This window comes from Streptococcus sp. SS-4456, from assembly GCF_036680365.1.
In the GTDB taxonomy this organism is placed as follows: Bacteria; Bacillota; Bacilli; order Lactobacillales; family Streptococcaceae; genus Streptococcus.
On record NZ_JAVIHI010000027.1, the window covers coordinates 1 to 21,244 of the forward strand.

General features: G+C 35.5%; 24 protein-coding genes and 3 pseudogenes. 4 read left to right on the forward strand and 23 right to left on the reverse strand.

Annotation, left to right across the window (positions count from 1 at the left end):
- Positions 1–812 precede the first annotated feature (812 nt).
- The 17 genes and pseudogenes from RFK25_RS07920 to RFK25_RS08000 form a co-directional block, all read right to left on the reverse strand.
- The gene (locus RFK25_RS07920) at positions 813–1,532 is read right to left on the reverse strand and encodes a CPBP family intramembrane glutamic endopeptidase (protein WP_332412818.1); all 720 of its coding nucleotides are present in this window, start codon (positions 1,530–1,532) and stop codon (positions 813–815) included.
- Positions 1,533–1,689: 157 nt separating this feature from the next.
- On the reverse strand, positions 1,690–1,848 hold the full coding sequence (locus RFK25_RS07925; RefSeq protein WP_332412819.1) for a hypothetical protein: 159 nt from the start codon (positions 1,846–1,848) through the stop codon (positions 1,690–1,692).
- A gap of 72 nt (positions 1,849–1,920) precedes the next feature.
- Entirely contained in the window at positions 1,921–2,799 is an 879-nt protein-coding gene (locus RFK25_RS07930; protein ID WP_002943583.1) for a hypothetical protein, read from the reverse strand.
- Between the two features lie 2 nt (positions 2,800–2,801).
- Entirely contained in the window at positions 2,802–3,215 is a 414-nt protein-coding gene (locus RFK25_RS07935) for a hypothetical protein (protein ID WP_002943581.1), read from the reverse strand.
- Between the two features lie 159 nt (positions 3,216–3,374).
- Positions 3,375–3,665: pseudogene (locus tag RFK25_RS07940) on the reverse strand (recombinase family protein); the annotation flags it as partial.
- Positions 3,666–3,828: 163 nt separating this feature from the next.
- Positions 3,829–3,990, reverse strand: a complete 162-nt coding sequence (locus tag RFK25_RS07945) for a hypothetical protein (RefSeq protein WP_153299043.1) — start codon at positions 3,988–3,990, stop codon at positions 3,829–3,831.
- Positions 3,991–4,124: 134 nt separating this feature from the next.
- Positions 4,125–4,349, reverse strand: a complete 225-nt coding sequence (locus tag RFK25_RS07950) for a helix-turn-helix domain-containing protein (protein WP_000284847.1) — start codon at positions 4,347–4,349, stop codon at positions 4,125–4,127.
- 188 nt (positions 4,350–4,537) lie between these two features.
- Positions 4,538–5,425, reverse strand: a complete 888-nt coding sequence (locus tag RFK25_RS07955; RefSeq protein WP_332412820.1) for an aldose 1-epimerase family protein — start codon at positions 5,423–5,425, stop codon at positions 4,538–4,540.
- 22 nt (positions 5,426–5,447) lie between these two features.
- Positions 5,448–5,726 (reverse strand): DUF3884 family protein, encoded by a 279-nt coding sequence (locus RFK25_RS07960; protein WP_332412822.1) that lies wholly within the window; start codon positions 5,724–5,726, stop codon positions 5,448–5,450.
- Between the two features lie 24 nt (positions 5,727–5,750).
- Positions 5,751–7,157: a 6-phospho-beta-galactosidase gene (lacG, locus tag RFK25_RS07965; protein ID WP_000169304.1), complete on the reverse strand. Its 1,407-nt coding sequence runs from the start codon at positions 7,155–7,157 to the stop codon at positions 5,751–5,753.
- 97 nt (positions 7,158–7,254) lie between these two features.
- Complete coding sequence (locus tag RFK25_RS07970; RefSeq protein WP_332412823.1) at positions 7,255–8,940, reverse strand: lactose-specific PTS transporter subunit EIIC; 1,686 nt, start codon at positions 8,938–8,940, stop codon at positions 7,255–7,257.
- A complete protein-coding gene (locus tag RFK25_RS07975) occupies positions 8,940–9,257 on the reverse strand; it encodes a PTS lactose/cellobiose transporter subunit IIA (protein ID WP_001078262.1) in 318 nt (105 codons plus the stop codon). The genes RFK25_RS07970 and RFK25_RS07975 overlap by 1 nt, the downstream gene beginning before the upstream one ends.
- Before the next feature lie 27 nt (positions 9,258–9,284).
- A complete protein-coding gene (gene lacD / locus RFK25_RS07980; protein WP_003084249.1) occupies positions 9,285–10,265 on the reverse strand; it encodes a tagatose-bisphosphate aldolase in 981 nt (326 codons plus the stop codon).
- A gap of 2 nt (positions 10,266–10,267) precedes the next feature.
- On the reverse strand, positions 10,268–11,200 hold the full coding sequence (gene lacC, locus RFK25_RS07985; protein ID WP_332412825.1) for a tagatose-6-phosphate kinase: 933 nt from the start codon (positions 11,198–11,200) through the stop codon (positions 10,268–10,270).
- A gap of 11 nt (positions 11,201–11,211) precedes the next feature.
- Entirely contained in the window at positions 11,212–11,727 is a 516-nt protein-coding gene (gene lacB, locus RFK25_RS07990) for a galactose-6-phosphate isomerase subunit LacB (RefSeq protein WP_002936382.1), read from the reverse strand.
- Between the two features lie 33 nt (positions 11,728–11,760).
- On the reverse strand, positions 11,761–12,186 hold the full coding sequence (gene lacA, locus RFK25_RS07995) for a galactose-6-phosphate isomerase subunit LacA (RefSeq protein ID WP_003084983.1): 426 nt from the start codon (positions 12,184–12,186) through the stop codon (positions 11,761–11,763).
- A gap of 237 nt (positions 12,187–12,423) precedes the next feature.
- Positions 12,424–13,374, reverse strand: a complete 951-nt coding sequence (locus tag RFK25_RS08000) for an ROK family glucokinase (RefSeq protein WP_002936385.1) — start codon at positions 13,372–13,374, stop codon at positions 12,424–12,426.
- A gap of 180 nt (positions 13,375–13,554) precedes the next feature.
- On the opposite strand from RFK25_RS08000, the gene RFK25_RS08005 reads away from it, so the two are divergent.
- Both RFK25_RS08005 and RFK25_RS08010 read left to right on the forward strand, forming a co-directional pair.
- Positions 13,555–14,316: a DeoR/GlpR family DNA-binding transcription regulator gene (locus RFK25_RS08005; RefSeq protein WP_002936387.1), complete on the forward strand. Its 762-nt coding sequence runs from the start codon at positions 13,555–13,557 to the stop codon at positions 14,314–14,316.
- An 8-nt stretch (positions 14,317–14,324) separates the two neighbouring features.
- Positions 14,325–15,029 (forward strand): HAD family hydrolase, encoded by a 705-nt coding sequence (locus tag RFK25_RS08010; RefSeq protein ID WP_002936389.1) that lies wholly within the window; start codon positions 14,325–14,327, stop codon positions 15,027–15,029.
- 43 nt (positions 15,030–15,072) lie between these two features.
- Here RFK25_RS08010 and RFK25_RS08015 read toward each other — a convergent pair.
- Positions 15,073–16,410 (reverse strand): annotated as a pseudogene (locus tag RFK25_RS08015) (SAG1250 family conjugative relaxase); the annotation flags it as partial.
- A gap of 382 nt (positions 16,411–16,792) precedes the next feature.
- Positions 16,793–17,077, reverse strand: coding sequence for a M23 family metallopeptidase (locus RFK25_RS08020; RefSeq protein ID WP_332412826.1), 285 nt, complete (start codon positions 17,075–17,077; stop codon positions 16,793–16,795).
- A gap of 148 nt (positions 17,078–17,225) precedes the next feature.
- On the opposite strand from RFK25_RS08020, the pseudogene RFK25_RS11760 reads away from it, so the two are divergent.
- Together RFK25_RS11760 and RFK25_RS08025 are read left to right on the forward strand one after the other, a co-directional pair.
- Positions 17,226–17,333: pseudogene (locus RFK25_RS11760) on the forward strand (HEPN domain-containing protein); the annotation flags it as partial.
- Positions 17,334–17,735: 402 nt separating this feature from the next.
- Complete coding sequence (locus tag RFK25_RS08025; protein ID WP_332412828.1) at positions 17,736–18,161, forward strand: hypothetical protein; 426 nt, start codon at positions 17,736–17,738, stop codon at positions 18,159–18,161.
- Positions 18,162–18,380: 219 nt separating this feature from the next.
- Here the strand turns inward: RFK25_RS08025 and RFK25_RS11765 are convergent, their stop codons facing one another.
- The 4 genes from RFK25_RS11765 to RFK25_RS08040 form a co-directional block, all read right to left on the reverse strand.
- Positions 18,381–18,506, reverse strand: coding sequence for an SMI1/KNR4 family protein (locus RFK25_RS11765; RefSeq protein ID WP_170243439.1), 126 nt, complete (start codon positions 18,504–18,506; stop codon positions 18,381–18,383).
- A gap of 376 nt (positions 18,507–18,882) precedes the next feature.
- A complete protein-coding gene (locus tag RFK25_RS08030) occupies positions 18,883–19,332 on the reverse strand; it encodes a hypothetical protein (protein WP_170243437.1) in 450 nt (149 codons plus the stop codon).
- 9 nt (positions 19,333–19,341) lie between these two features.
- Positions 19,342–20,718: a DNA/RNA non-specific endonuclease gene (locus tag RFK25_RS08035; protein WP_332412830.1), complete on the reverse strand. Its 1,377-nt coding sequence runs from the start codon at positions 20,716–20,718 to the stop codon at positions 19,342–19,344.
- A gap of 85 nt (positions 20,719–20,803) precedes the next feature.
- The gene (locus tag RFK25_RS08040; RefSeq protein WP_332412832.1) at positions 20,804–21,238 is read right to left on the reverse strand and encodes a hypothetical protein; all 435 of its coding nucleotides are present in this window, start codon (positions 21,236–21,238) and stop codon (positions 20,804–20,806) included.
- Positions 21,239–21,244 lie beyond the last annotated feature (6 nt).

A 21,244-nucleotide genomic window follows, 5' to 3' on the forward strand; every position in this document is an offset into this window, starting at 1 on the left:
CCTCACAAGTCCTTTTTATTATATTATACTCCTAAATACGAAGAAAAGCCCTTAGAAAATAAATTCTAAGGACTTTGTCTTCAGTCTGAAGCCTTGGTTTCAAGGCTTTTCATTAACCCTTTCGTTCAAAGGTTTCTAGGCTTTTACTAGCAGAGCAACACACTCGACGTGTGCTGAGAGCACCCCCCCTATACTATAGAACGAAATAAAGTTGGTCAGATTTAGGATTATACTTTTGAACGAAACTATTCTAATAAAGTCTTTATATTTCATACTCTCTTCTCATTCTATACAATAATTTTTCTTTTATTATATCACATTTTATATCTACTCATTTCCCTTTATCTCCACTTTCAGGGGCAATCAATTAAATGATGTAAAAGTGGGTACGTTTCTATTTCCACAAACTCCTTGTCAATGGAAACAAACACGTACCAACAGGGTAAATGGAAATAGAAACTGATAATTTCTAGCTATCACTTCTACTCCCTCCAAAAATTTACTTACTCTGATACTTACCCACCCCAAGCTAAAAAGCCTTGTCTCCAAGGCTTTTCAATATGCTTTCGTTCAAAGGTTTCTAGGCTTTCACCAGCAGAGCGACTACCTCATAAGGAGGATTGGTGGTAAAAACAATCACATTCCGTTTTCGCATCCCTCTCTTTTTAACTTCGGACACCAGAAAAGACGATAGATTTTGGGGTATGATACTCCATTTCTATCGCCTCATATCTTTGAATTCAGTTTTATTAAGTTTCGTTCACCTCGACCAATCTGAATGTCGGAGAAGCATATAAAATTGTATTCCCTTACTAGCTGAAAAACCTTTCTTTTTTCCTTAGAAGTTTAATCATTATTACAAGGGAAATAACCACCTCTAAAACATATACCCCTATCAATACTATAGGCAGAATTTGAACTTCTGCAAGGCTACCGCTGAGCAATATGTAATCCCAAAGAGAATGGAAAATTATAGGGAACAGTATTTTTCGTGTGTCCAAATACATAGCTCCTAAGAACACTCCCATAACAAAGGTTGAGCAAAGTTGTCCCATTAGTTCGGAGACTGATAGACCTCCTATAACATTTATTAAATGCAATGCACAAAATAGCACTGAAGACAGCAGTATGGCAAGAGCCGGATTCATCTTCTTCGCCATTGCACCAAGCAATATCCCTCTGTACATGCCTTCTTCAGCTATTCCAATCAAAGCAGTATCTATTATCAATATAACAAATGCTAAATCCGGACTAAATCCTCTGACAATTGAATATAGTCCAAACCCTACTACAGGGATGAACAAAAGTGCTGAAAATACATAGCTAGGCTTGCTTTCTGAGTGCAAGGTTAATTCATTTTTATTTTTTATGCCGTAGTACAAAACCAATATCGCTAATATAAACATAAACGGCAAAAACTTCCTGCTGAACTCCGTTGAATTATATGGAGTATTTAAGAAATGATTACTGATAAAAAGTCCTATTCCCATTATAATCATATACGCTGTTAATAAAATATAGTTCTTCTTCATATACAACCTCCTGCTTTCATCTATCAAAAAGTACTCCAAGTATTTGCTTGAAGTGCTTTGATTTTGCCTCTAACTACACTACAATATAGAGATAGCTATATGTAAGCCATTCTAATTCATCTGACTAATCAATTATTCTTTCTATGGTTCTTACTAATCAATCCAAGCAACATAATCTTTTTAACAAAGATATCGTAGCTGACTTGTTATTATTTTCAGCTATCACAGTAGCCAATTTTGTTACTTCTCCGCAAGCATCCGTTAATGCATCTAACTTAGAGGCATTTTTTATTAAATTCTGTCCATATTTATTCATCAAACCACCTACATAAGAAGTAAAATCAGTTCAATAATGGCTAATAATTCTTTAGTCATTATTTTACTCCTATTATTTATTTTTATTCATCTTTTTTGCACGCCATTTACCATACCATTGCTCGTTTGAGACTTTAAAGAACTGGCGATATTCTTTTTGGTACTTGAAAAAGTAAAATGCAGCTACAAAATTTTTCAGGGTCATGCCCGTAGTAAAAATCATGAGAGCCGCAACTAATAAGAAAGCCCAACCATACAAGAAACTGAAAATGTCTGGTTGCGTTTTGATCGCTTCCCCAAAATTGAAGGTCCAACGATTGACAATAGCTAGAAGTAATAGAACACCTCCATACTTCTTGATAAATGCCATTAGGCTCTCTCCCCAGTCTTTATTAGCTGGTTCCCCCTTATAAAGTTGTTTTTTAAGCTGTTCTACATTTGAGATTACTAGAGTCTTCCACAGATATACACATACTAACAGTTGAAGTAAAAAACCAATCCATCCAAAGGCACCTACTGTGAGACCGATTGTAAAGGGAAACAGCATCAAAAATACTGTGATTAAAAAAACAAGAAGAGTAATGGTTCCATAAAGCAATTGATGTGCATAATTTTTTTTTGGAAAAACATTTATGATAACCATTACTATTGAGCAATACATCAGTGCCAATAGCGGGATTCTAAAGATTGTTCCAATAGTGACAATTGATTGGGCAGTAGAGGTTGATATGTATCTAATTTTCTCTGTTGAGGTTAAGAGACTTTCTGGTAGATATACTCCTACTCCATATGACATAATAAAAAGTAATAAAATGACTAGCCCAGAAAACCTTTGAGATAGCTTCATAGAAGATAATACGCCAACCTGTGCACCTTCTTCTGTTAGTATCTTCTTACTAACAACCTTTTTTGATTGCTCAAAGGTTGCCGATAGTAACCTCTCTTTACGCATATTTAGCTCCTCCACCAAACCAAAGACGCTAGGTAGTCGTACCGACTAGCCATGAGGCCTGCCCTCTGAATCTTATCACGCAACTCGTCCTCCCTCAAATCAATATTACCATTCTCTCTATTCTCTAAAGCGAATTTTACAATATCATCCTCGCAATGATGATAAAAACTAAAACCTTTTTCTAACACTATCTCATCGTTCAAAACTAATTTTTTTTTAAACTTTTCGTATCCATTTGGAATAAAAATTGGTTTTTTAACTGAAGTTTGTTTTGCTCGAAGCAACCTTTCTTCAAATTCAATTTTTAACTCAGCTTCCGGACAATTATCGTAATTGAATTGAGATAGCAACATATCTATATTATCATAATCATTGTATTTTGTTTTTTGAAACAATGTTTTTGAATTGCTTATCATTTGCAATATTCCTTTCTTATTTATAACTCTATTTAACTATCATTAATAATGTAATTATTAGAACAATTTCATTATACCACGAAACAACGCAAAAAACTGCAACCTTTCGGTCACAGTCACTTACAAGTCTACCTCGGTTCCCTCATGAAATCGAACTGTTATTTCTCCATTTACACAATCATTTATTAATCGTTGAAAATCTTGTCTTTTTCCTACTTGTGTTCCTGAAATCCCCTCATCTGCATAGATACCTGCCAGTTCCCAATCCGACCGCTGAGAGATATAATCTTTATAATGTCTCACCTGAGATTCATAGCTGTTCTTCTAATCTTCGCTATCAGAACTAACTCGGCAATAAGCAGCAACCCTTTTTGAGTCTCTTTCGAAATTGTCGCCTCTTCGACGAACTAACGAATCAGCTTTTATTATTTCAACATTATTGTTTTTCATACTGAAATTCCTCCTTTTGATTCTATATTACCGCGTTCAAATCAAAAGGTCAGCTATTTTGTGTACTTAATACGCAGTCTGTTTCTGATTTTTTCATATTCATTTTTAGATAACAATTCTTTAGAGTATAAAAAATTAAGCATTGATAACTGCAGACTATATTTTACAACTGTTTGTTCCAAAATTTTTCCTCCTGATAACGTGATACTCTATCATTTCCTCCGTGGGTATGATTGGTTAAATCGTGCATGGGCATCTCACCCGCTGTCCTTTTACGATGGCAGCCTGAACGTTCAGAAGTATCATTGTCCTTATTTGTGGTCATGGCAGATAGAGAACCACTCTATTTTATAGCTAATAATTTTCGCTCCTATCACGGCGTATCTCACTAAATTGCTCGACAAATAAGAAAGTCCCACCTCGGTTTATTCAATTGTCAATGAACAAATCAAGGAGAGACTATTTTATTTTTTGTTTAATTCTTTGAGGACAGTCTGATAGTCCAAGAATATAATCCGTACTAACGTTATATAGTGCAGAGAGTTTTATAAGTATTTCAGCTGTAAGAACTACCTCACCTCTCTCAATCTTTGCATAATTTGTGGAAGAGAACGATAGTTTTTCAGCTACAAATTTCTGAGTGAAGTCATTGTCTTCTCTCAAGTCCCTTATACGTTGGTACATATAGCTTTATTCTATGAAAAGTATAGAATACTTTTAGAAGAAAACTTGGAAATTGTCATAATATGACAGCTGATATATTACCTCAATATTACTGAAGTTTATTGATAAATTTTAAATCAATAAATCATAATTTCATGATATAAGTAAAAATATTAAAGTAAATATTATTAAGCTAATTGCCAAATTCATTAACAAATTTCAATTGTAAATGCTTTGCGAGATACTTCGCCTTTTTTAACATAAGTGACATGAGTTTTATCGATAAAGTTGTCCGTTTCTGTCAAAGAGGTAGATAAGCCACTCCACGGTTCCAGAGCAATAAATGGTCCTTTATTGGTTGTTGTCCAAACAACTAAGAAAGGAAAATCTTCAAATGATACCTTTAATCCTTTTTGATGATTTTTGGTTTTCAAAGCAACCTTTCGAGATTTAAGGTTATCAAACGTCAACGCATCATGTTGAAACAGTTCATAATTCAAGTCTAAAATTCTGGTTTTAGATAGCATTGGTTGACGTTTTGAAAAATCAAGAAGTCCCGTCTCTGGGAAACTTTCTGGAATCGTGCAATCTTCTTCCAATTCGAATTCTAGGTAATAGTCATCAAAAGCTTCATCCTCTAATAATGGACAATTAAATCCTGGATGGCCTCCAATAAAGAATGGCATCGCATCTAACTCACCTAAATATCGAATTGCATATTCTGTTTCCAACCTCTTACCATCCAAGCGGTATGTTAGTTGGAGTTCAAATGGAAATGGGTATTGCTTTAACATCTCGTCGTCAGATAAAATACGAAACTGTATCTCATTTTCGGTATGTTTTACTAAATCAAAAGTGCGTTTTCTGACAATCCCATGGCGAGGCATGGATCCAGAAATTGTTTTTTCACCAACCTGAAAAGTGGCCCCATCATTTCTTAGACTACCACAGATAGGAAAGAGAACTGGTGCCTGACCACCCCAGTACTCTGGATTACCTTGCCAAAGATATTCCACACCATCTCGATCTCTAATCGAACTGATGGTCGCCCCCTCTGCTTTAAATTCAACCGTTAATTCATCATTTTTTAATTTCATTAGTTGATTCCCCAATTATACTCTATGATTGCTGAAAAGGCATATAGTCCATTTCATATCTAACATTCACTTTTAACGAACCTTCTAAGAGATTGTTAAACAATGTTTTGAAGTCATCCCATTCTAAATCTGAATGACAAATCCATTCTCCTCCAGTAGAGACATACCATTTCCCTAGAGATTTTAAAACATTCTGATCGATGTATGGAATATATGGACATTTTTCAAAATTAACAATATAAACTTTTTCATAGGCAGAAGTTAAAACACCGTCTATCACTCTTTTTAATGTTTTAAACATAGGTACACACTTTCATAGTAAGGATTAATCAATGACTTGAGTTTCAGCAACTTTCTTGTACCAATGCGCTGATTTTTTAGGATAACGTTCTTGTGTCTCAAAATCAACATAGAAGAGACCGTAACGTTTCTCATATCCATTTGACCATGAGAAAACATCCATCAGAGACCAGATAAAGTATCCTTTAACGTTAGCACCATCTGAAATCGCATCAGAAATCACTTCCAAATGTTTTTTCACGTAGTCAATACGACCATCATCATAAACTGTTCCGTCTACAAATTCATCCTTATAACCAAGACCATTTTCAGTAATGTAAATCTTTTTATAATTAGGATAGTCTGCTTTTACCCGCATAATTTGATCATATAGACCTTGAGGATAAATAATCCAATCCCAATCTGTTTTCGGAACATTTACTGGTGCTTCTCTTCTACCAACACCTTTAATTTGGTATTTGGAACTTCCTTTTTCACCTTTACCGTTATGAATGATTTCAGTCTCACCATCAAAAGCTTGCATCCAATCACTCATGTAGTAGTTAATTCCAAGGAAATCATTCAAATCTTTAGCCGCTTCGAGAATAGAAAAGTCTTCTTCACGAAGGTCTAGTTCACCTCCGTTTGCTGCTAAAATGTGCTGAACGCCTTCCATTGTCTTCTCAGAATAACGGCCAAGGTAAGTCGCATCCAAAATAAATTTGTTATGAATAATATCTTCTAATTCTGCAGCTCGCACGTCATCTGGATTAGCTGGATCATAAGGGTATTTGGTTGGTAAAGCATGAACGACACCGATTTCCCCTTTGTAACCTTTATCTTTATAAAGCTTAACTGCACGTGCATGGGAAACCATCATATTATGATGAGATTGAAAAACTTTTGCCAAATCATATTGGATACCTGGAGGGAACTTACCAACTAAGTATTGCCCGTCACCGATAGGTCCAATCTCATTGAAGGTAGTCCAGTAGTTCACTTCCGGAAACTCTTCGAAACAGAAGGCAGCATAGGCAACAAAATGGTCAATATTGTCACGATTTAAAAAATCACCGTTTGAATGCAAGGCTTCTGGTGTATCAAAATGATGCAAGGTAACGAATGGTTCTACACCACGCTTATGACATTCTGCAAATAAATTATGATAGTACTCAACTCCTTTGCGATTGACCTCACCATATCCAGTAGGGAATACACGAGACCAAGCAATCGAAATACGGATTCCATTGACACCGTATTCTTCAGCCAGCTTTAAGTCGACAGGATAACGATTATAAAAATCACTTGCAGGTTCTGCTGTGTACCAATAATTGTCTTCTAAATACTTATCCCATGCGACCGGGCCTTTTCCATCTGTTTTAGTTGCCCCTTCTGCCTGGTAAGCTGCTGTTGCTCCACCGAAAATAAAGTCTTTTGGTAATGTTTTAGTCATTTCAATTCCTCTTTCTAATGAATAAAAGAAAGGGAAGAGCAGATTATTCTCGGATAAGCTACTCCGTTAATCTCACTATTCCCTTACATGTATAGCATTAGCCTTCGATTTGTTGTGTTACAAAGTCCAAAGCACCTTGACCATCACGGGTCAATCCGATATATTGTGCACCCTCAGTTTTAGCTAACTTAATACCGAGTTTGTCAGTTTCTAATTTCATATCTTCATAGTTAGATGCCACTTGAGGCGCCAAGATAACTAATTGATATTGAGGTAAAATTTCACGGTGAGCACCATAACTACCAGCCGCAGCTGTTACAGGAGCTCCGTATTCTTTAGCAGCCTTGTTCAAGGCATTCGCTAGAAGACCACTTGTACCGCCACCTGCACAAAGGACGAGAACGTTTGTTTGTTCTTTAATTTCTTTAGTAACGCCAGCATTTTTAAGTATAGCGTCTGCTTTTGCTGTGTTAAAGTTAGCAGCAACTTTTTCCTTCAAACTATCAGATGATTTACCTGAACGTTCTTCTTCCAAAATTTGTTGGTCATAGACTTTCAAGAAGGGGTAGTAAATAAGTACGTCTACAACTATCAAAGTCAAAGCAAGAACAAATGACCAAAGACCAAAACCAGTACCCATGATAATACCTAGAGGACCAGGTGTTGTCCATGGCAAGTTCACACTAAAGCTGTTCATACCAAGAACATCAACGAAGAATTTGAAGATCCATACGTTTGCAATTGGAGCAAAAACAAATGGAATAAAGAAAATTGGGTTCAAAACAAGAGGTGCACCAAATAAGATTGGCTCATTAACACCGAAGAAGGTTGGAACAACTGATGCACGACCGATTGCTTGGTTACGTTTTGATTTTGTCAACCACATGAACATGAATGGCACCACAAGAGTTGCACCTGTACCACCCATCGTTACAATAAACATTTGAGTTCCTGAAGTCAAGATTTTATCAGCGTGTTGTCCAGCTTGAAGTAATTGGAAGTTTGTTTCAATATTGGCATAAGTAATAGCAGCAATAGCAGGTTCAACGATTGATGGCCCATGAATACCAACGAACCAGAAAAGAGCATAGGCACCAAAGATAATCGTGATTCCAAGATAACCATCAGCTGCTGTAAAGAGCGGTGCAAGTAATGTTCCGATTGCTTCAGCAACACTTGTACCAACAGTATTACGAACAATGATATCAAGAGCATAAAGAGTTACAATTGATAATGTGAATGGAATTAAGTCTTTGAAAACCTGCGAAATGTTCGGTGGAACTTCGTCTGGCATGCGAATAGAAACGTTATTTTTTACACAGACTTTGTAGATATTGACAATGACAAAAGCTGAGACGAAGGCTGAAAGAAGACCTTTAGTCCCTAAGAAGCCACTTGCAAAGCCTCCTTCAATTGCATCTGATGCCAAAATCAAGAAACCAGTGATTGAGGCAAGCATAGTCGACAAGAAGTTGATTTGGTTTGTACTTTCAAGATCACGGTTTACAGAATCAGTTAATGATTTTGCAGTTGTTCCAGCAACCAAAAGTGCGACCACACCCATTGTGTAGTTGTAAGGTTTCATTAACATCCCAACTACTTCTTCACTCCAATTAAATCCAAAGATGTTTGGAACAAAAGCAATCAGAAGGAAAATACTTGAGAATAAGATAACTGGCATGCTGGCAATAAAGCCATCACGGATAGCACGTAAGTAGATATTACGTGAGATTTTCTCGAAAAATGGTTTCCCTTTTTCAATTTGAGCAATTAGTTTATTCATTAGTTTGTACCTCTCTTATAAAGTTCGATCATATGTTTCATCATATCTTTCAATAGAAGAGTTGTCATCAAGTGGTCTTGCCCGTGCATCAAAGTTACACTAAAGGCTAGATCTTCACCTGCTGCTTCTTTTTGAAGTAGACTTGTTTGAGCATGGTGTGCTTCAACAATGCTTGAATTAGCAGATTCCACCAACTCTTCAGCTTTTTCAAAGTCGCCATTTTGTGCCGCTTTTAAAGCATCTAATAATTTGGAACGTGCTTCACCAGCATAAGATACAATTTCAAATCCTAAAAGAGTGATTTCTTCTCTATTCATGATTATTTCCTCCGAAAATTTTTATGATTATACTTTTTCAGTCCATGGACTAGCAGTTTTTTCCAAAACCTTGTTCAATTCATCAATATTTTGGAATCCAGTTGTACGCAACCATTCACGAGCAGCTTCCTCACCTTGTTCAATAAAGACTTGAACTGAGCCAGCCCATGTTGCACGTCCACAAAGAACACCATTGAATTTTGCACCTGATTCTGCCGCAAATACTAAGGTATCTTGGAATAATTTAGCAGAAACACCCGCACTTAAATAGATATAAGGTAGGTGTGTTGAAGCTTCCTGGTCACGGAAGTGTTGTGCTGCTTCTTCCTTAGTGTAGACAACTTCACCATCACCAAAACCTTCAACGAAATTCATATTGACTGGAACTTCAACCTTAAGAACATCAATACCGAAACGCTCATCTGAGAAGACTTTCATCGCTTCATTCACTTTACGAGGTTTTACCTTGGCGAACTCAACACCTGTGTTGTCTGCAATACCTTCGTCATAAGACAGAATTTCAAGGAAGAACGGAATATCTTCCGCCTTACATTCAGAACCAATACGTTCAATGTATGCTTGTTTTTGACGGTTTACTTGCTCATCACCATCTACATCATAGTATAGCAAAAATTTCAGTGTATCGGCACCCTGTTCTTTAAGGCGTTTGACTGACCAATCATCCAAACAATCTGGTAAGCGGCTTGTTGTACTTGCATCGTATCCTGTTTTTTCGTAGGCAAGTAATAGCCCTGCTTCGTCCGCTCGAGCTTTAGATGCTGGCAAACCGTATTCTGGATCAAGAAGAATAGAAGACGCATATTTTGTCAATTCTTCTGAAACAATTGTTTTCAATGTTTCAATTTGTTCAACTGTTGGCTCTTCTGTTTGATGTTTCGCCATCATTTTTTTGAGTGCCCCACGTTGATCAAAAGCCAAAGCTGAGATAACACCATTTTTATCGCTGACTTTTTCCATCAATGAACGTTTTTGTGCTGTTAATACCATTATTATACCTCTTTTACTTCTATTTGATTAAATAAATTATCGTAATTGTTAAGATTGACATGACCTGTTAGCGCTTCTTGAGCATTCAACATACCAAGTACATTTGCTTTTTTCAATAAATTCTCATCACTATCGTTATGAACTAAAGCAGATGTAATACCAGCTACCGTTGAGTCTCCTGAGCCAACAGGATTGACCACTTCAATTTTAGGGATAGATACCTTATAGAAAACATCATGATGTTTTGCAAAGGCTCCATTTGAACCAAGTGAAACAATCACCCATTCAATCCCATCGAAAAGAGAATTGTGAAGAACTGATTTCAAACTATCAATATCATCAGTCACTTCCGTTCCTACTAGTTGAGAAAGTTCCTCAGTATTTGGTTTAATAACTGTGGGTTTTTCTTGTCCATCAAGTACATTTAGAAGGGCCTCTCCTGAACAATCTAATACAACTGGGATATTATATTTATTACAAATTCCCACCATACGAGAATAAAAGTTTGTATCAAGACCTTTTGGGAGACTACCTGAGATAGCTACAATCCCTAAATCTGGAACCAGTTTTTCAAAATAGTTTAAGAACCCTGTTGCTTCTTCTTCACTAATCGTAGGACCTTGTTCAAGAATCTCTGTTTGATTTCCATCATGCAAAATGGCAATACAGTTTCTCGTTTCTCCAGCAATCTTATAAAAGGAGTGTTTCACACTTGACTTATCTAGTTCACTCTCTATGAATTCTCCAATTTTACCGCCTAACAAACCACTTGCAATCACATCATCTCCCAGTTGGGAAAGAACTCGAGTAACATTCAAACCCTTTCCACCAGGAGTTTTATGCGTTTTAGCAACACGATTCACGGTATCTAATTTGAATTGTTCAAGCGGATAAGAAATGTCAACTGACGGATTCATTGTTATTGTCAGAATCATAACCTTACCCCTTAGTCGTGATATTCACCACGATCCCATTTTTCTAGGAATTCATCAAAGAAGTGTGGATCAGCTTGTCCTTGATTGAGTGTTTCAACATGTTGAATTTTTTCGATCAATTTTTTATTTTCTTCTGTTGGTTTATATTCTGCATGGATAAATGCTTCAATAATATCTGTCATCAATAAGCCACCTGTAATTTTACCACCAAAACCAATGACGTTAGCGTTCAATTCTTCTTTAGCATAGATAGCTGATGTCATATCACGAACAAGAGCTGAGCGAATACCAGGAACTTTATTGACAGCATTGTTAATGCCGACGCCTGTACCACAGATACATACACCAAGGTCTGCTTCACCACTCGCAACTGCTTCACCTACTTTTTTACCAAAGATTGGGTAATGCGTACGAATGTTATCGTAAGTACCACAGTCAATCACTTCATAACCTTGAGTTTTCAAATAGTCTACTACCGCAATTTTATCGTTAGTTACAATGTGGTCACAGCCTACTGCAATTTTCATTTGTTTTCTCCTCTAATTTTAACTTTTGATTTTTTAGCACATTTTATTCAACATATCAACACGAATTTGGTGGCGACCTCCATCATATTCACCTTCAACAAATCCTTTAGCGATATTTTTGGCAACACCAGGTCCTACAATTTCAGAACCAATGGTAATGATACGTGAGTTATTGTGACCACGTGTCATATAAGCAGAGCGTTCATCTGAAACTTCCGCAGCAATCATCCCTTTGATTTTAGTTGCTGTCATGAAAGGTCCAACACCATACGCATCAACTACGATTCCTAAGTTTGAATCGTTAGAAGTCACTTCTTTAGCAACTGCTAAAGTTACATCTACGAAGTCTTGACCATCTTTACTCACATCAACAACTTCTTTACCAAGTTCAATCAAGTATGATTTAACTGTCTCTTTAAGTTCTGTACCTGCTTTATCAGCACCAATAATTACTGCCATTTTCTTTCTCCTGTTACATTAGAAAATAATTGAATGTAGCTACATCGACGATAAATTTTTGCAAAACTGTTTGAAATAACGCTTTCATTATTTCTACACCATTATAATACCACCATTAAAAACAAAAGTCAACAGTTTTATGTGTTTTTTTTTGTGTTTAAAACTAATTGTGTTTGATTTGTTTGTTTTCCAAAAAAATAAAAACACCAACAAACTTAATATTTGTTGGTATAACTATTATAAAACTAGGCTTGCAGCTCCAATCACTCCAGCATTATTCCCTAAAGTAGCTAAAGCTAGTTTAGTAGAATTCCTAACTGTTGGAAAAGCAAATCTATCAAACTCTTCTTTTACTTTATCTAAAAGAAAATCCCCTGCAGCAGAAACACCACCACCAATAACAATATAATTGGGATTAAGTGCATTAGCCAATTGACTCAATGATTTACCTAAGTAATTGGCAAATTGCCATACAATTTTTTGGCCAAGAGAATCGTTTTTCTTAGCGAAATCAAAAACATCCTTTGCAGTTACTTGATGTTCTAAAATTAACCTTCTTAATTCACTTGGTTCATCAAATTGACTAGCAAAGCTTTTTGCAATATTGACAATCCCTGTGGCGCTAGCAACAGTCTCCAAACATCCAATATTCCCACAAGTACATGGAAATCCATCTTCATCAACAACCATATGACCAATCTCACCAGCACTTCCATTAACACCATGAAGTAATTGGCCTTGAGCAATAATTCCTCCACCTACACCTGTTCCAAGTGTTACAAAAATAACATCAGGTGCGTTATCTCCAGCCCCCTTCCATCGTTCACCAAGCGCCGCAACATTAGCATCATTATCTATATAAAAAGGACGACCAAATGCTTCTTCAAATTGTTCTCTGATATTTTGTTCTTTCGACCACCCTAAGTTATAAGCTCCTGTTACTGTTCCTTTTTCAAAATCAATCTTGCCAGGACTTCCCATGCCTATGCCCTTAATATCGCCTAAAGATAAGCTATTTTCTAATAGATATTCTTGAATGGAACTGATAATGTCAGATACAATATTTTTGCCATTATCACTTATATCTGTTGGGATTGACCATTGAGCTTCTATATTTCCTAAAACATCTAAAATGGCTAATTTTACTGATGTTCCACCTAAATCAACGCCTATTATTTTTTTCGTCATGACTTATTCCTCCTCTGTTACACTTTCAATGACGTTTACAAACATATAATATAATCATGTTTTGTTATATTGTCAACTATTTTTATGTTAATTATGTTCTGTTTTGTTTGTTTTTATATTTTTATTATGATAGAATACTAACAGATAGTTATTTTGTAAGTACAGAAAGGAAACATAGTTATGATAAAGAAAGAAAGGCACGAACGTATCTTAGATATGTTAAATATTGAAGGTGTTATTACTGTCAAAGATATGATGAAAGAGCTAAATATCTCTGATATGACTGCTAGAAGAGATTTAGACGCACTTGCTGAAGCAGGATTCCTGACTCGTATACATGGAGGAGCACAACGACTCTATAAAGATGAAGAACCGCACGAAAAAACTCATATTGAAAAAAAGGTACTTCAAACTAAAGAGAAGAAACTTATTGCACAAAAAGCCAATTCGATCATCAAAGATGGTGAAACTGTTTTTATTGGTCCTGGAACAACGTTAGAACATCTAGCAGTTGAGTTAAAAACTCGTAATATTCGTGTAATTACAAACAGTCTTCCTGTTTTCCTTATACTGAATAAGAGTAGGACTGTTGACTTATTATTGATTGGCGGAGAGTACAGAGAAATTACAGGTGCTTTCGTTGGTTCAATGGCTACAACCAACTTAAAAACCTTACGCTTTTCCAAAGCATTTGTAAGTGCTAACGCCGTATCAGATAATGCTATCGCAACATACAGTGATGTTGAAGGAGAAATTCAACAATTAGCACTGGACAATGCTGTTGAAAAAATTTTGTTGGTTGATAGTACCAAATTCAATCGTTATGATTTCTTTAATTTCTATACTCTAGAACAAATTGATACTATCATCACCGATAGTCAAATATCCCAAGACCAATTAAATGAATTTGGCCAACAAACAACTATTATTCAAGCAGATTAAACTCACTTATGACTTATAAAAATATCGTTTTTGATCTTGATGATACCTTATATGACCATCTTTTACCATTCAAAAATAGTATCATACAATGTTTTCCTGAACTTGATATTTCTGAAATTGAACTTATCTATAAACGATTCAGGTATTGGTCTGATATTGCTTTTCCAAAATACACTAATAAGCAAATTTCAATTGAAGAACTACGTATTTTTCGTTGTAAACAGATAATAAGTGAATTTGGATCTTTTAGTATTTCTGATGATTTAGCACTCTCTTTCCAAAAAACATACGAAAAAGAACTCAGTTCAATTACCTTGTTTCCTGAATTAAAAGAGATTCTTGAATACTGTTCGGCAAAAAGGATTCCCATTGGAATCATAACGAATGGTCCAGTTAAACATCAATTAAAAAAATTATCACAATTAGACGTTCTAAAATACTTTGATAAACAGAAAATTATCATTAGCCAAGCAACTGGTTTCCAAAAACCTCAAATTGAAATTTTTAATCTCGCTTCTAAGAATTTCAATTTTCTCCCCAACCAAACACTTTATATTGGTGATAACTTTGAAAATGATATTGAAGGAAGCTTAAATGCTGGTTGGAAATCCATTTGGTTTAATCACAGGAAACGCAAACTACCTATTGATACTAAAATTCATGAAGTTCAAACTGCTAAAGACTTAAAAGAACTAATCTACCGATTACTTTAATTTCAATATACTATTTTTTGACCAGTCAATAGACTGGTTTTATTTATTCTAGGGCAATATCTCCTTGAAATTCGTGTTCTGTCTGTTTATTAGTATTAAGAATCTTGACAAATGTTTCCAACTTCCTAGCTAATCCTTCGTACTCATCAAGATAATGACCCAGTTCTTCTTGTAGCGCTCTTATTTCTTCAGTCACTTGTTCTACTGTAATTGATTCTGTTAAATTCAGTTTTGAAAAGTCATACCTTGCTAATTTTCGACTATTCGGATCTTCACTCTTTAAGTTGATAAGCACTTCCGCCATCTTATTCAAGGTGGCGATTTTTTCATTGGTTTGATTTAGTTTGATATCTAGCACTGCTATTTCTGCAACCAGGTCGTCTTTAACGTCCTGGTATTTTTTGTCTGTCTCAGTTAGCTCAATCAACAGGTTAATCTCAGAAATCTTTTCTTGAAGTCTTTCAACAGTCGGTCTTCTGAAAGGTATCATCTTACTATCTTTAGTTAGCTGTCTAATCAAGGTTCGCCCTTTAATATACTGATTCTTATCCGAGTATTCTTTGTTATAGACAAAGTATGAAGTTGTCTCACGAATATAAACTTTATATTTTTTCTGATTGTCTTCTTCAATAATATCTAGTTGATAGTTGGGAATGAAAACAAGGCCACTCTGCTTAATACCAAAAGACACCTTGATATAAATCCCCTCATCAACTAACTTCTCAATTTGGTGTTCTGCAAGCTCCACTTCAAACTCATGAACGGCATCTCGCTTCTTCTTAAATTCCTCAAAGGCTTCCTCAATTTCTTCTGTGGCTACCTTCTCCTTATCACGTTCTTCTTGAAAAGCATGATATTGTTCTCGAAGACTTTCAACTACTTCTGAGGAAACCAACTCCTTATCTTCAAAATAATTCTGAAAAAAGGCAGCATCATACAACTTTTTATCACTTATTTTTTTATGACTCAGACTTATCTGCTTTCCATTTTCTTCAAGTATAAAGGTCACATTTTTTTGTTTTAAGTCAATGGTTAGATTCAATTCTTTTGCTTTTGTTAGTAACTCTTCTAAAGAATTAACACGGTTTAACAAAAATTCTAAACGACTTTCAATCTCTTGCTTGGCGAAATGTGTACGAAAAAATTCTTCATCATATAAATCTCGTTTACTGAGTTGGCGTCCTCGAATTGGTTTTGTCATTGCTCTATCCGTCATTATGAATCGACTATGCTTCTGACTAAAATCAATATAAACATGTAACTGCACCGCTTTTTCTAAAAAATCATCAAAGGACTTTGACTGTTGCATCAAAAAATACAGACGTTGTTTCAATTCAAATTTATGACTAGACTGCCTATATTTTTGATAGTCACGGTAGGAGTAAGAGGACTTAGTCCTGTTCAGTATAGAACTAAATCCTTTCAATAATATTTTTTGTCTAACTTTTTGGGGTCAGTACAATGACTCATAAATATTTTTTTGAAAGTTCAAATACTCCATGAGATTAATAAATTTATTATTTTCGCCAACTTTACTAATCGTATAAACATTCTCCAAATTTCTCAACATCAATTGAGAAATTTGGCTTTTTCCGTTGCTCAGTTAAAGAGTCCTTTAGTTGTATATTTCCTGTTAATATCCCTTTTGAAGCATAACATTGTTTTCAATGATTGACCCGATTGTTGACACCCATTTTAGAACCTATTCTTTGATTTTCAATAAGCGTAAACTGTTTAATGTTACAAGTAAAGTTGCTCCCATATCACCAAATATCGCTAAGACTTCCTGCCTCCATGTGAGCATAGAGGGTTTCAATGCCGTTTCCATGATCTAATTTGACATAGTATCCCCATTGACTGTGATAGCCAGCCACTAAAACCGTTCCCTTTTGAACCGCTACAATGGGTCCGAATCCTGTGAAATCAATCCCACCATGTAACTTACAGTCCCCAGTTATGGGGTGGAGCCTATAGCCAAAGGAATCTGATATAAACCCATTTCTAGGAGCAACAAATCCAGCCCCATTGACGACCGTCTCTAGCATCATGTTTTGCTGTTCAGCGATAATTGCATTTTATTCATCTGCAGTGAGTTCGAATTCTTGCGCCAGTTGGACAATTTGTTCGTCAAGGGCTTGTTTTTGTGTCACCAGGTTGGTTCTTGAAATTTGAATTTCTGCACGGATCTCATCAAGGTTAACTGATGTTCATGAGATGTATGAGACTAAATTGCTTCTTCAAGAAGTTCTGAGATATTATATCTATCAAGAATTAGATATGAAATATAGATACAAAAATTTCTAAAAATAAAATTTTTTCCTAGCGTTATGTAGTTCTGAAAGTAAATTCTTTCCATGCTCGTCGGCTCATTGAAGGTTTAAAATGTAGTTCTATTGAACCAATGTTAGAGAATATTTTAGACGGTGAATAACTGTATCGGTTTTCTTCAGTTTGTAAATAAGAAGCTAAAAAGGAACACCTCATACGAAGTGTTCCTTTTATTATCTGCATGTTCTACTTTATTTAATTATCTAAAAAATGTAGAGAAAATTGTAGAGTTTCAATTGATTTGTACTGCAATGTAATTAAAATCAAGGTTTCTACCGTCTATTGACGTGTAGTGAATCCCTATTTCACCTCAGTAAGGAAAATATAGCTAAAATAGATTTTGACTTTCTTAATGAGGCACTTAATGCAAATATTCGTTTGAAAGAATTAGTAGATGAACTAAAAATTTCAAAAGAACTGGACAGTAAAGGTTGGTCCAAAAAAGACTCTCGAACGATAAAAATCTTGTACGATGGCCTTATCAATAAACAAATAGTTTCCCTAGATCGTGCAGATTATAACATTATCCAAGTCATTCCATTTGCTAATGTACATGTACTACTGTTTTTAATACCAGAAAGGGAGAATTCTAAAAATTATAGAATATACAACTACAGTGATTATGAAATGGTGTTAATCAATGAGGATAGGCAACAATTTTCAAAATATGAAGCAGTTGATTTAGACCAATTGATACTTGTAGATAATTTTAATATTGATGACTACATTTCATCATATTTAACAATAAAGGATATCATATACATTGTAATGTCTCCTTACATAACGAATGAGATGTTCAGCTAAATCATCAGAATTTGCAATAGGAAAAATTCCAATTTTATTACTAATATCATCTAAAATGAATTCATCATACATATTACTCAAAATATATTCCATAACTTGACACCGTATTAAAATCTGTTTTTCTAATTATAACACAAAAAACTGCAACCTTTCAGTCACAGTTTCTTACAAATCTACCTCTGTTCCCTCTAAAAATCTGACAGTTATCTGCCCATTTTCTTATATTGTAATCTTGTTTAATTCATAATCTATTGTTTCACCTCCATTAAAATCTAATAAAAATTGCTTATAGCCTTTTGGTAAAACAATATTAAATCCCTTTTCTAACTCATGAATATCCTCAATTTTAGCATGTCAAAATTTTTCAATTTGTAAACTCATTATTTTCCTCCATTTCTCTTGATAGAGATACCTCCGCGATGTGTAAAGCGTCTATGAATTTTTCTATCAACCAATTATAAAGTTTTTCCATCTTGATGATGATGCCATGTATTCACTGGACCAGATTTACCCGCCTTAGAAAAATCTTTAGCTCTGGTTTCAAAACCATTTATGGCGGAGCTGTCTAGCAAGGTTATCAGCTGTAGAGGCGACCTTACTCTTGGTTAGATTGCCACATTGTTTGGCATAATGATCTATTTTTTAAGGACAAAAAACAGTCGGAGTGATGATGCTAATTGCAAGTTAACAGTTAGGACTGGAGAATTCCCAGTCCCAACGATCATTTATTCTTTTCAGCTTTGACTTCTTCAAACCACTTTTCAAATTCTAATCGTGGAATTAAATCTTCATCATTTTCATAACGAGCTTCGTAGTTATATTTAGCATCTAAACTATTCGATTTCACATCATAGGTGAGCCAAATTTCAGTCGGATATTCTCGTTCATTTTCCAGACAAAACTCTTTAAGTTTTTTTATATCAGCTATTCCTAACTTCAATAATTGGCTTTGTAAATCTACATCTACTGTTTGTTCTGTATCTAAAAAGAAATCATTGATTTGATGCTTATGCACAATGTGCCCATGGATACTGTAAAAAAGATTAAAACTATATAAACTGTCTGCAATTCCATATATAAATACTTTATCCGCCTGTCCTTGAACATATTCCATTGCTAAAGATACCATTCCAATTTGGATGTCCATAAATTGATCTTCAAATGTTTTCATTGAGTACTCCTATTTCAAATTTATATTTGGTATTTCTTCCAAAAATTCGATGCCATCAATTTTATAATTAACTTCAAAACTTATCGGTCTCTTAGAAATACCATCATAGTTAATTTTAATGTCTGCTTCAACCTTTTTAGGAGGATTGGCACGCAGTGCGTCGGCCCAATCCCGCTCAATCCGCCGATACTCCCTAAGGTTAACGTCCTTGGCTTGAGATAATAGATTATCCAGTTCAGGGGAGCCACCAAACAAATCACCAAAGATATGTCCTGCATGGTCTCCCTCTAATTTATCCGGAGTCATTGAATTGTGTCTCAATCGCCCATCATGAATTTTCAATTGTAAGTTATCCGCTTGTGCTCGTGAAATTCTACCAAAATCGTCTGTTTGATATAGATAGTTATGTTCCCCAGTCTGATAAGTAGCATTAGGTTTTAAGTTACCGAAATCATCAAAATGAGAGCCATCTCGAATAATATCATCGATAAACCTATCTGTATTGCTGGACAAGCGATTCATTGAAGACCCCACCTCATCCACACTGCCACTCAAACTCTTGGCAAAGGCTTGGAGGTTATCGGCTACTCCAGATAAACGACCCGGTGGAGGTGTTGGTATAGCTCCGCTGACTAGCTGGGGCTCAAATCCAATGTTATTAAGACTAAAATTCTGTGCTGCAGTACTGAGTGTCTCATCCGCATGGCGAAGTTTACCAGCAACATTGTCAGCCAGTGATGATACCTTATTAGTCACTAAATTGTCAAGTTGTTTTCCAAAATCATCAATTTTAGTGACAACTCGCTTCCCAAAGTCATCCACGTTCTTAAGAACAACCTTGAAGTTATCCACATTCTTAGCCGCCTGCTCCATACCTTCCTTGAAGCTGGTTTTCAAACTTGTCTTGATACCTGCAAAACCTGCCACCTTACCTGTCTTGGCCAAGTCATTGAGGTAACCAACACCTGGCACAAGGTCAAACAAGGCAAAGGCTCCACGCATCAAGCGCTCACCATCATCAAGCTCACGACCAGTTATCCAGTCCTTACCTGAAGCAGCTGAATACATGTCCGCTGCCGCCAAAGCAACGCCTGCCACAGCTCCTGCAGGAGGACAGAAAATGGTCAGAATGACAACACCAGCCGCTAAAAGAAGGTCTCGTTTCCCCTCAAAAGCTGCCTTCTCATCATTGAGAGAATGATAAGTAAAGGCTCGGGTCTGATGGCTGGCAAAGAGGTAATCCTCTTCGGTCAGCTTGCTCTCTTTATAGTCATCACTAGACTTGTAGGAGTCAAACATGGCCTGAAGCCGTTTCTTATAGGGATTGTCAACCTGATAAAGTTCCTTGAGACAAACTTCTTTGGCCAAGACTTCCCGAGTGCTCATGTACTGACCAGCTTCGCTATAGATGACCTAGGTCATATTTTTACGGGAAAATAGCAGAGCTGAAAACTGGCTCTGCTAATGAAAACTATAGACTGCTGTTTTTCACTTCCTTGAACCATTTTTGAAAAATATCCCTGTAGGTTAAAGTCGTTGAATCAGAATGAAAAATATCATAAGAATATTCTGCTGATACTTTTTTCAAATTATTATCATATACTATTTTCATTTGAGTTGGCATCTGTTGAGCATATTTATCACAAATCTGTTTAATATCCCTTAAATCTTTGTTTCCAATCTGTAAAACATCAATAATTAAACTAGGGTCAACAGAATTAGATAATTCATGCAGCATATAGTATTCATCATTCTTTTTGAAGAAAATATCAAAAGCATACAAATTATTTTCAAAAGATGTATAAATATACACTTTATCCACACTCTCACCTATAGCATCAGCATACTCTAATGCTAAAGAAATCATTCCTTTTTGCTTATCTGTAAAATGTTGTTCAAAGTTCATATTATC

Bases quoted from the DNA above. Each gene is read 5' to 3' on its own strand.
- RFK25_RS07920 (WP_332412818.1), bottom strand. From the start codon at position 1,532: ATGAAGAAGAACTATATTTTATTAACAGCGTATATGATTATAATGGGA.
- RFK25_RS07935 (WP_002943581.1), bottom strand. From the start codon at position 3,215: ATGATAAGCAATTCAAAAACATTGTTTCAAAAAACAAAATACAATGAT.
- lacA (WP_003084983.1), bottom strand. From the start codon at position 12,186: ATGGCAGTAATTATTGGTGCTGATAAAGCAGGTACAGAACTTAAAGAG.
- RFK25_RS08035 (WP_332412830.1), bottom strand. From the start codon at position 20,718: ATGAGCACTCGGGAAGTCTTGGCCAAAGAAGTTTGTCTCAAGGAACTT.
- RFK25_RS07960 (WP_332412822.1), bottom strand. From the start codon at position 5,726: ATGTTTAAAACATTAAAAAGAGTGATAGACGGTGTTTTAACTTCTGCC.
- RFK25_RS07970 (WP_332412823.1), bottom strand. From the start codon at position 8,940: ATGAATAAACTAATTGCTCAAATTGAAAAAGGGAAACCATTTTTCGAG.
- lacG (WP_000169304.1), bottom strand. From the start codon at position 7,157: ATGACTAAAACATTACCAAAAGACTTTATTTTCGGTGGAGCAACAGCA.
- RFK25_RS07950 (WP_000284847.1), bottom strand. From the start codon at position 4,349: ATGTACCAACGTATAAGGGACTTGAGAGAAGACAATGACTTCACTCAG.
- RFK25_RS07975 (WP_001078262.1), bottom strand. From the start codon at position 9,257: ATGAATAGAGAAGAAATCACTCTTTTAGGATTTGAAATTGTATCTTAT.
- RFK25_RS08000 (WP_002936385.1), bottom strand. From the start codon at position 13,374: ATGACGAAAAAAATAATAGGCGTTGATTTAGGTGGAACATCAGTAAAA.
- RFK25_RS08005 (WP_002936387.1), top strand. From the start codon at position 13,555: ATGATAAAGAAAGAAAGGCACGAACGTATCTTAGATATGTTAAATATT.
- RFK25_RS07955 (WP_332412820.1), bottom strand. From the start codon at position 5,425: ATGAAATTAAAAAATGATGAATTAACGGTTGAATTTAAAGCAGAGGGG.
- lacD (WP_003084249.1), bottom strand. From the start codon at position 10,265: ATGGTATTAACAGCACAAAAACGTTCATTGATGGAAAAAGTCAGCGAT.
- lacC (WP_332412825.1), bottom strand. From the start codon at position 11,200: ATGATTCTGACAATAACAATGAATCCGTCAGTTGACATTTCTTATCCG.
- RFK25_RS07930 (WP_002943583.1), bottom strand. From the start codon at position 2,799: ATGCGTAAAGAGAGGTTACTATCGGCAACCTTTGAGCAATCAAAAAAG.
- RFK25_RS07945 (WP_153299043.1), bottom strand. From the start codon at position 3,990: ATGACCACAAATAAGGACAATGATACTTCTGAACGTTCAGGCTGCCAT.
- lacB (WP_002936382.1), bottom strand. From the start codon at position 11,727: ATGAAAATTGCAGTAGGCTGTGACCACATTGTAACTAACGATAAAATT.
- RFK25_RS08030 (WP_170243437.1), bottom strand. From the start codon at position 19,332: ATGAAAACATTTGAAGATCAATTTATGGACATCCAAATTGGAATGGTA.
- RFK25_RS08010 (WP_002936389.1), top strand. From the start codon at position 14,325: ATGACTTATAAAAATATCGTTTTTGATCTTGATGATACCTTATATGAC.
- RFK25_RS08020 (WP_332412826.1), bottom strand. From the start codon at position 17,077: ATGATGCTAGAGACGGTCGTCAATGGGGCTGGATTTGTTGCTCCTAGA.
- RFK25_RS07925 (WP_332412819.1), bottom strand. From the start codon at position 1,848: ATGAATAAATATGGACAGAATTTAATAAAAAATGCCTCTAAGTTAGAT.
- RFK25_RS08040 (WP_332412832.1), bottom strand. From the start codon at position 21,238: ATGAACTTTGAACAACATTTTACAGATAAGCAAAAAGGAATGATTTCT.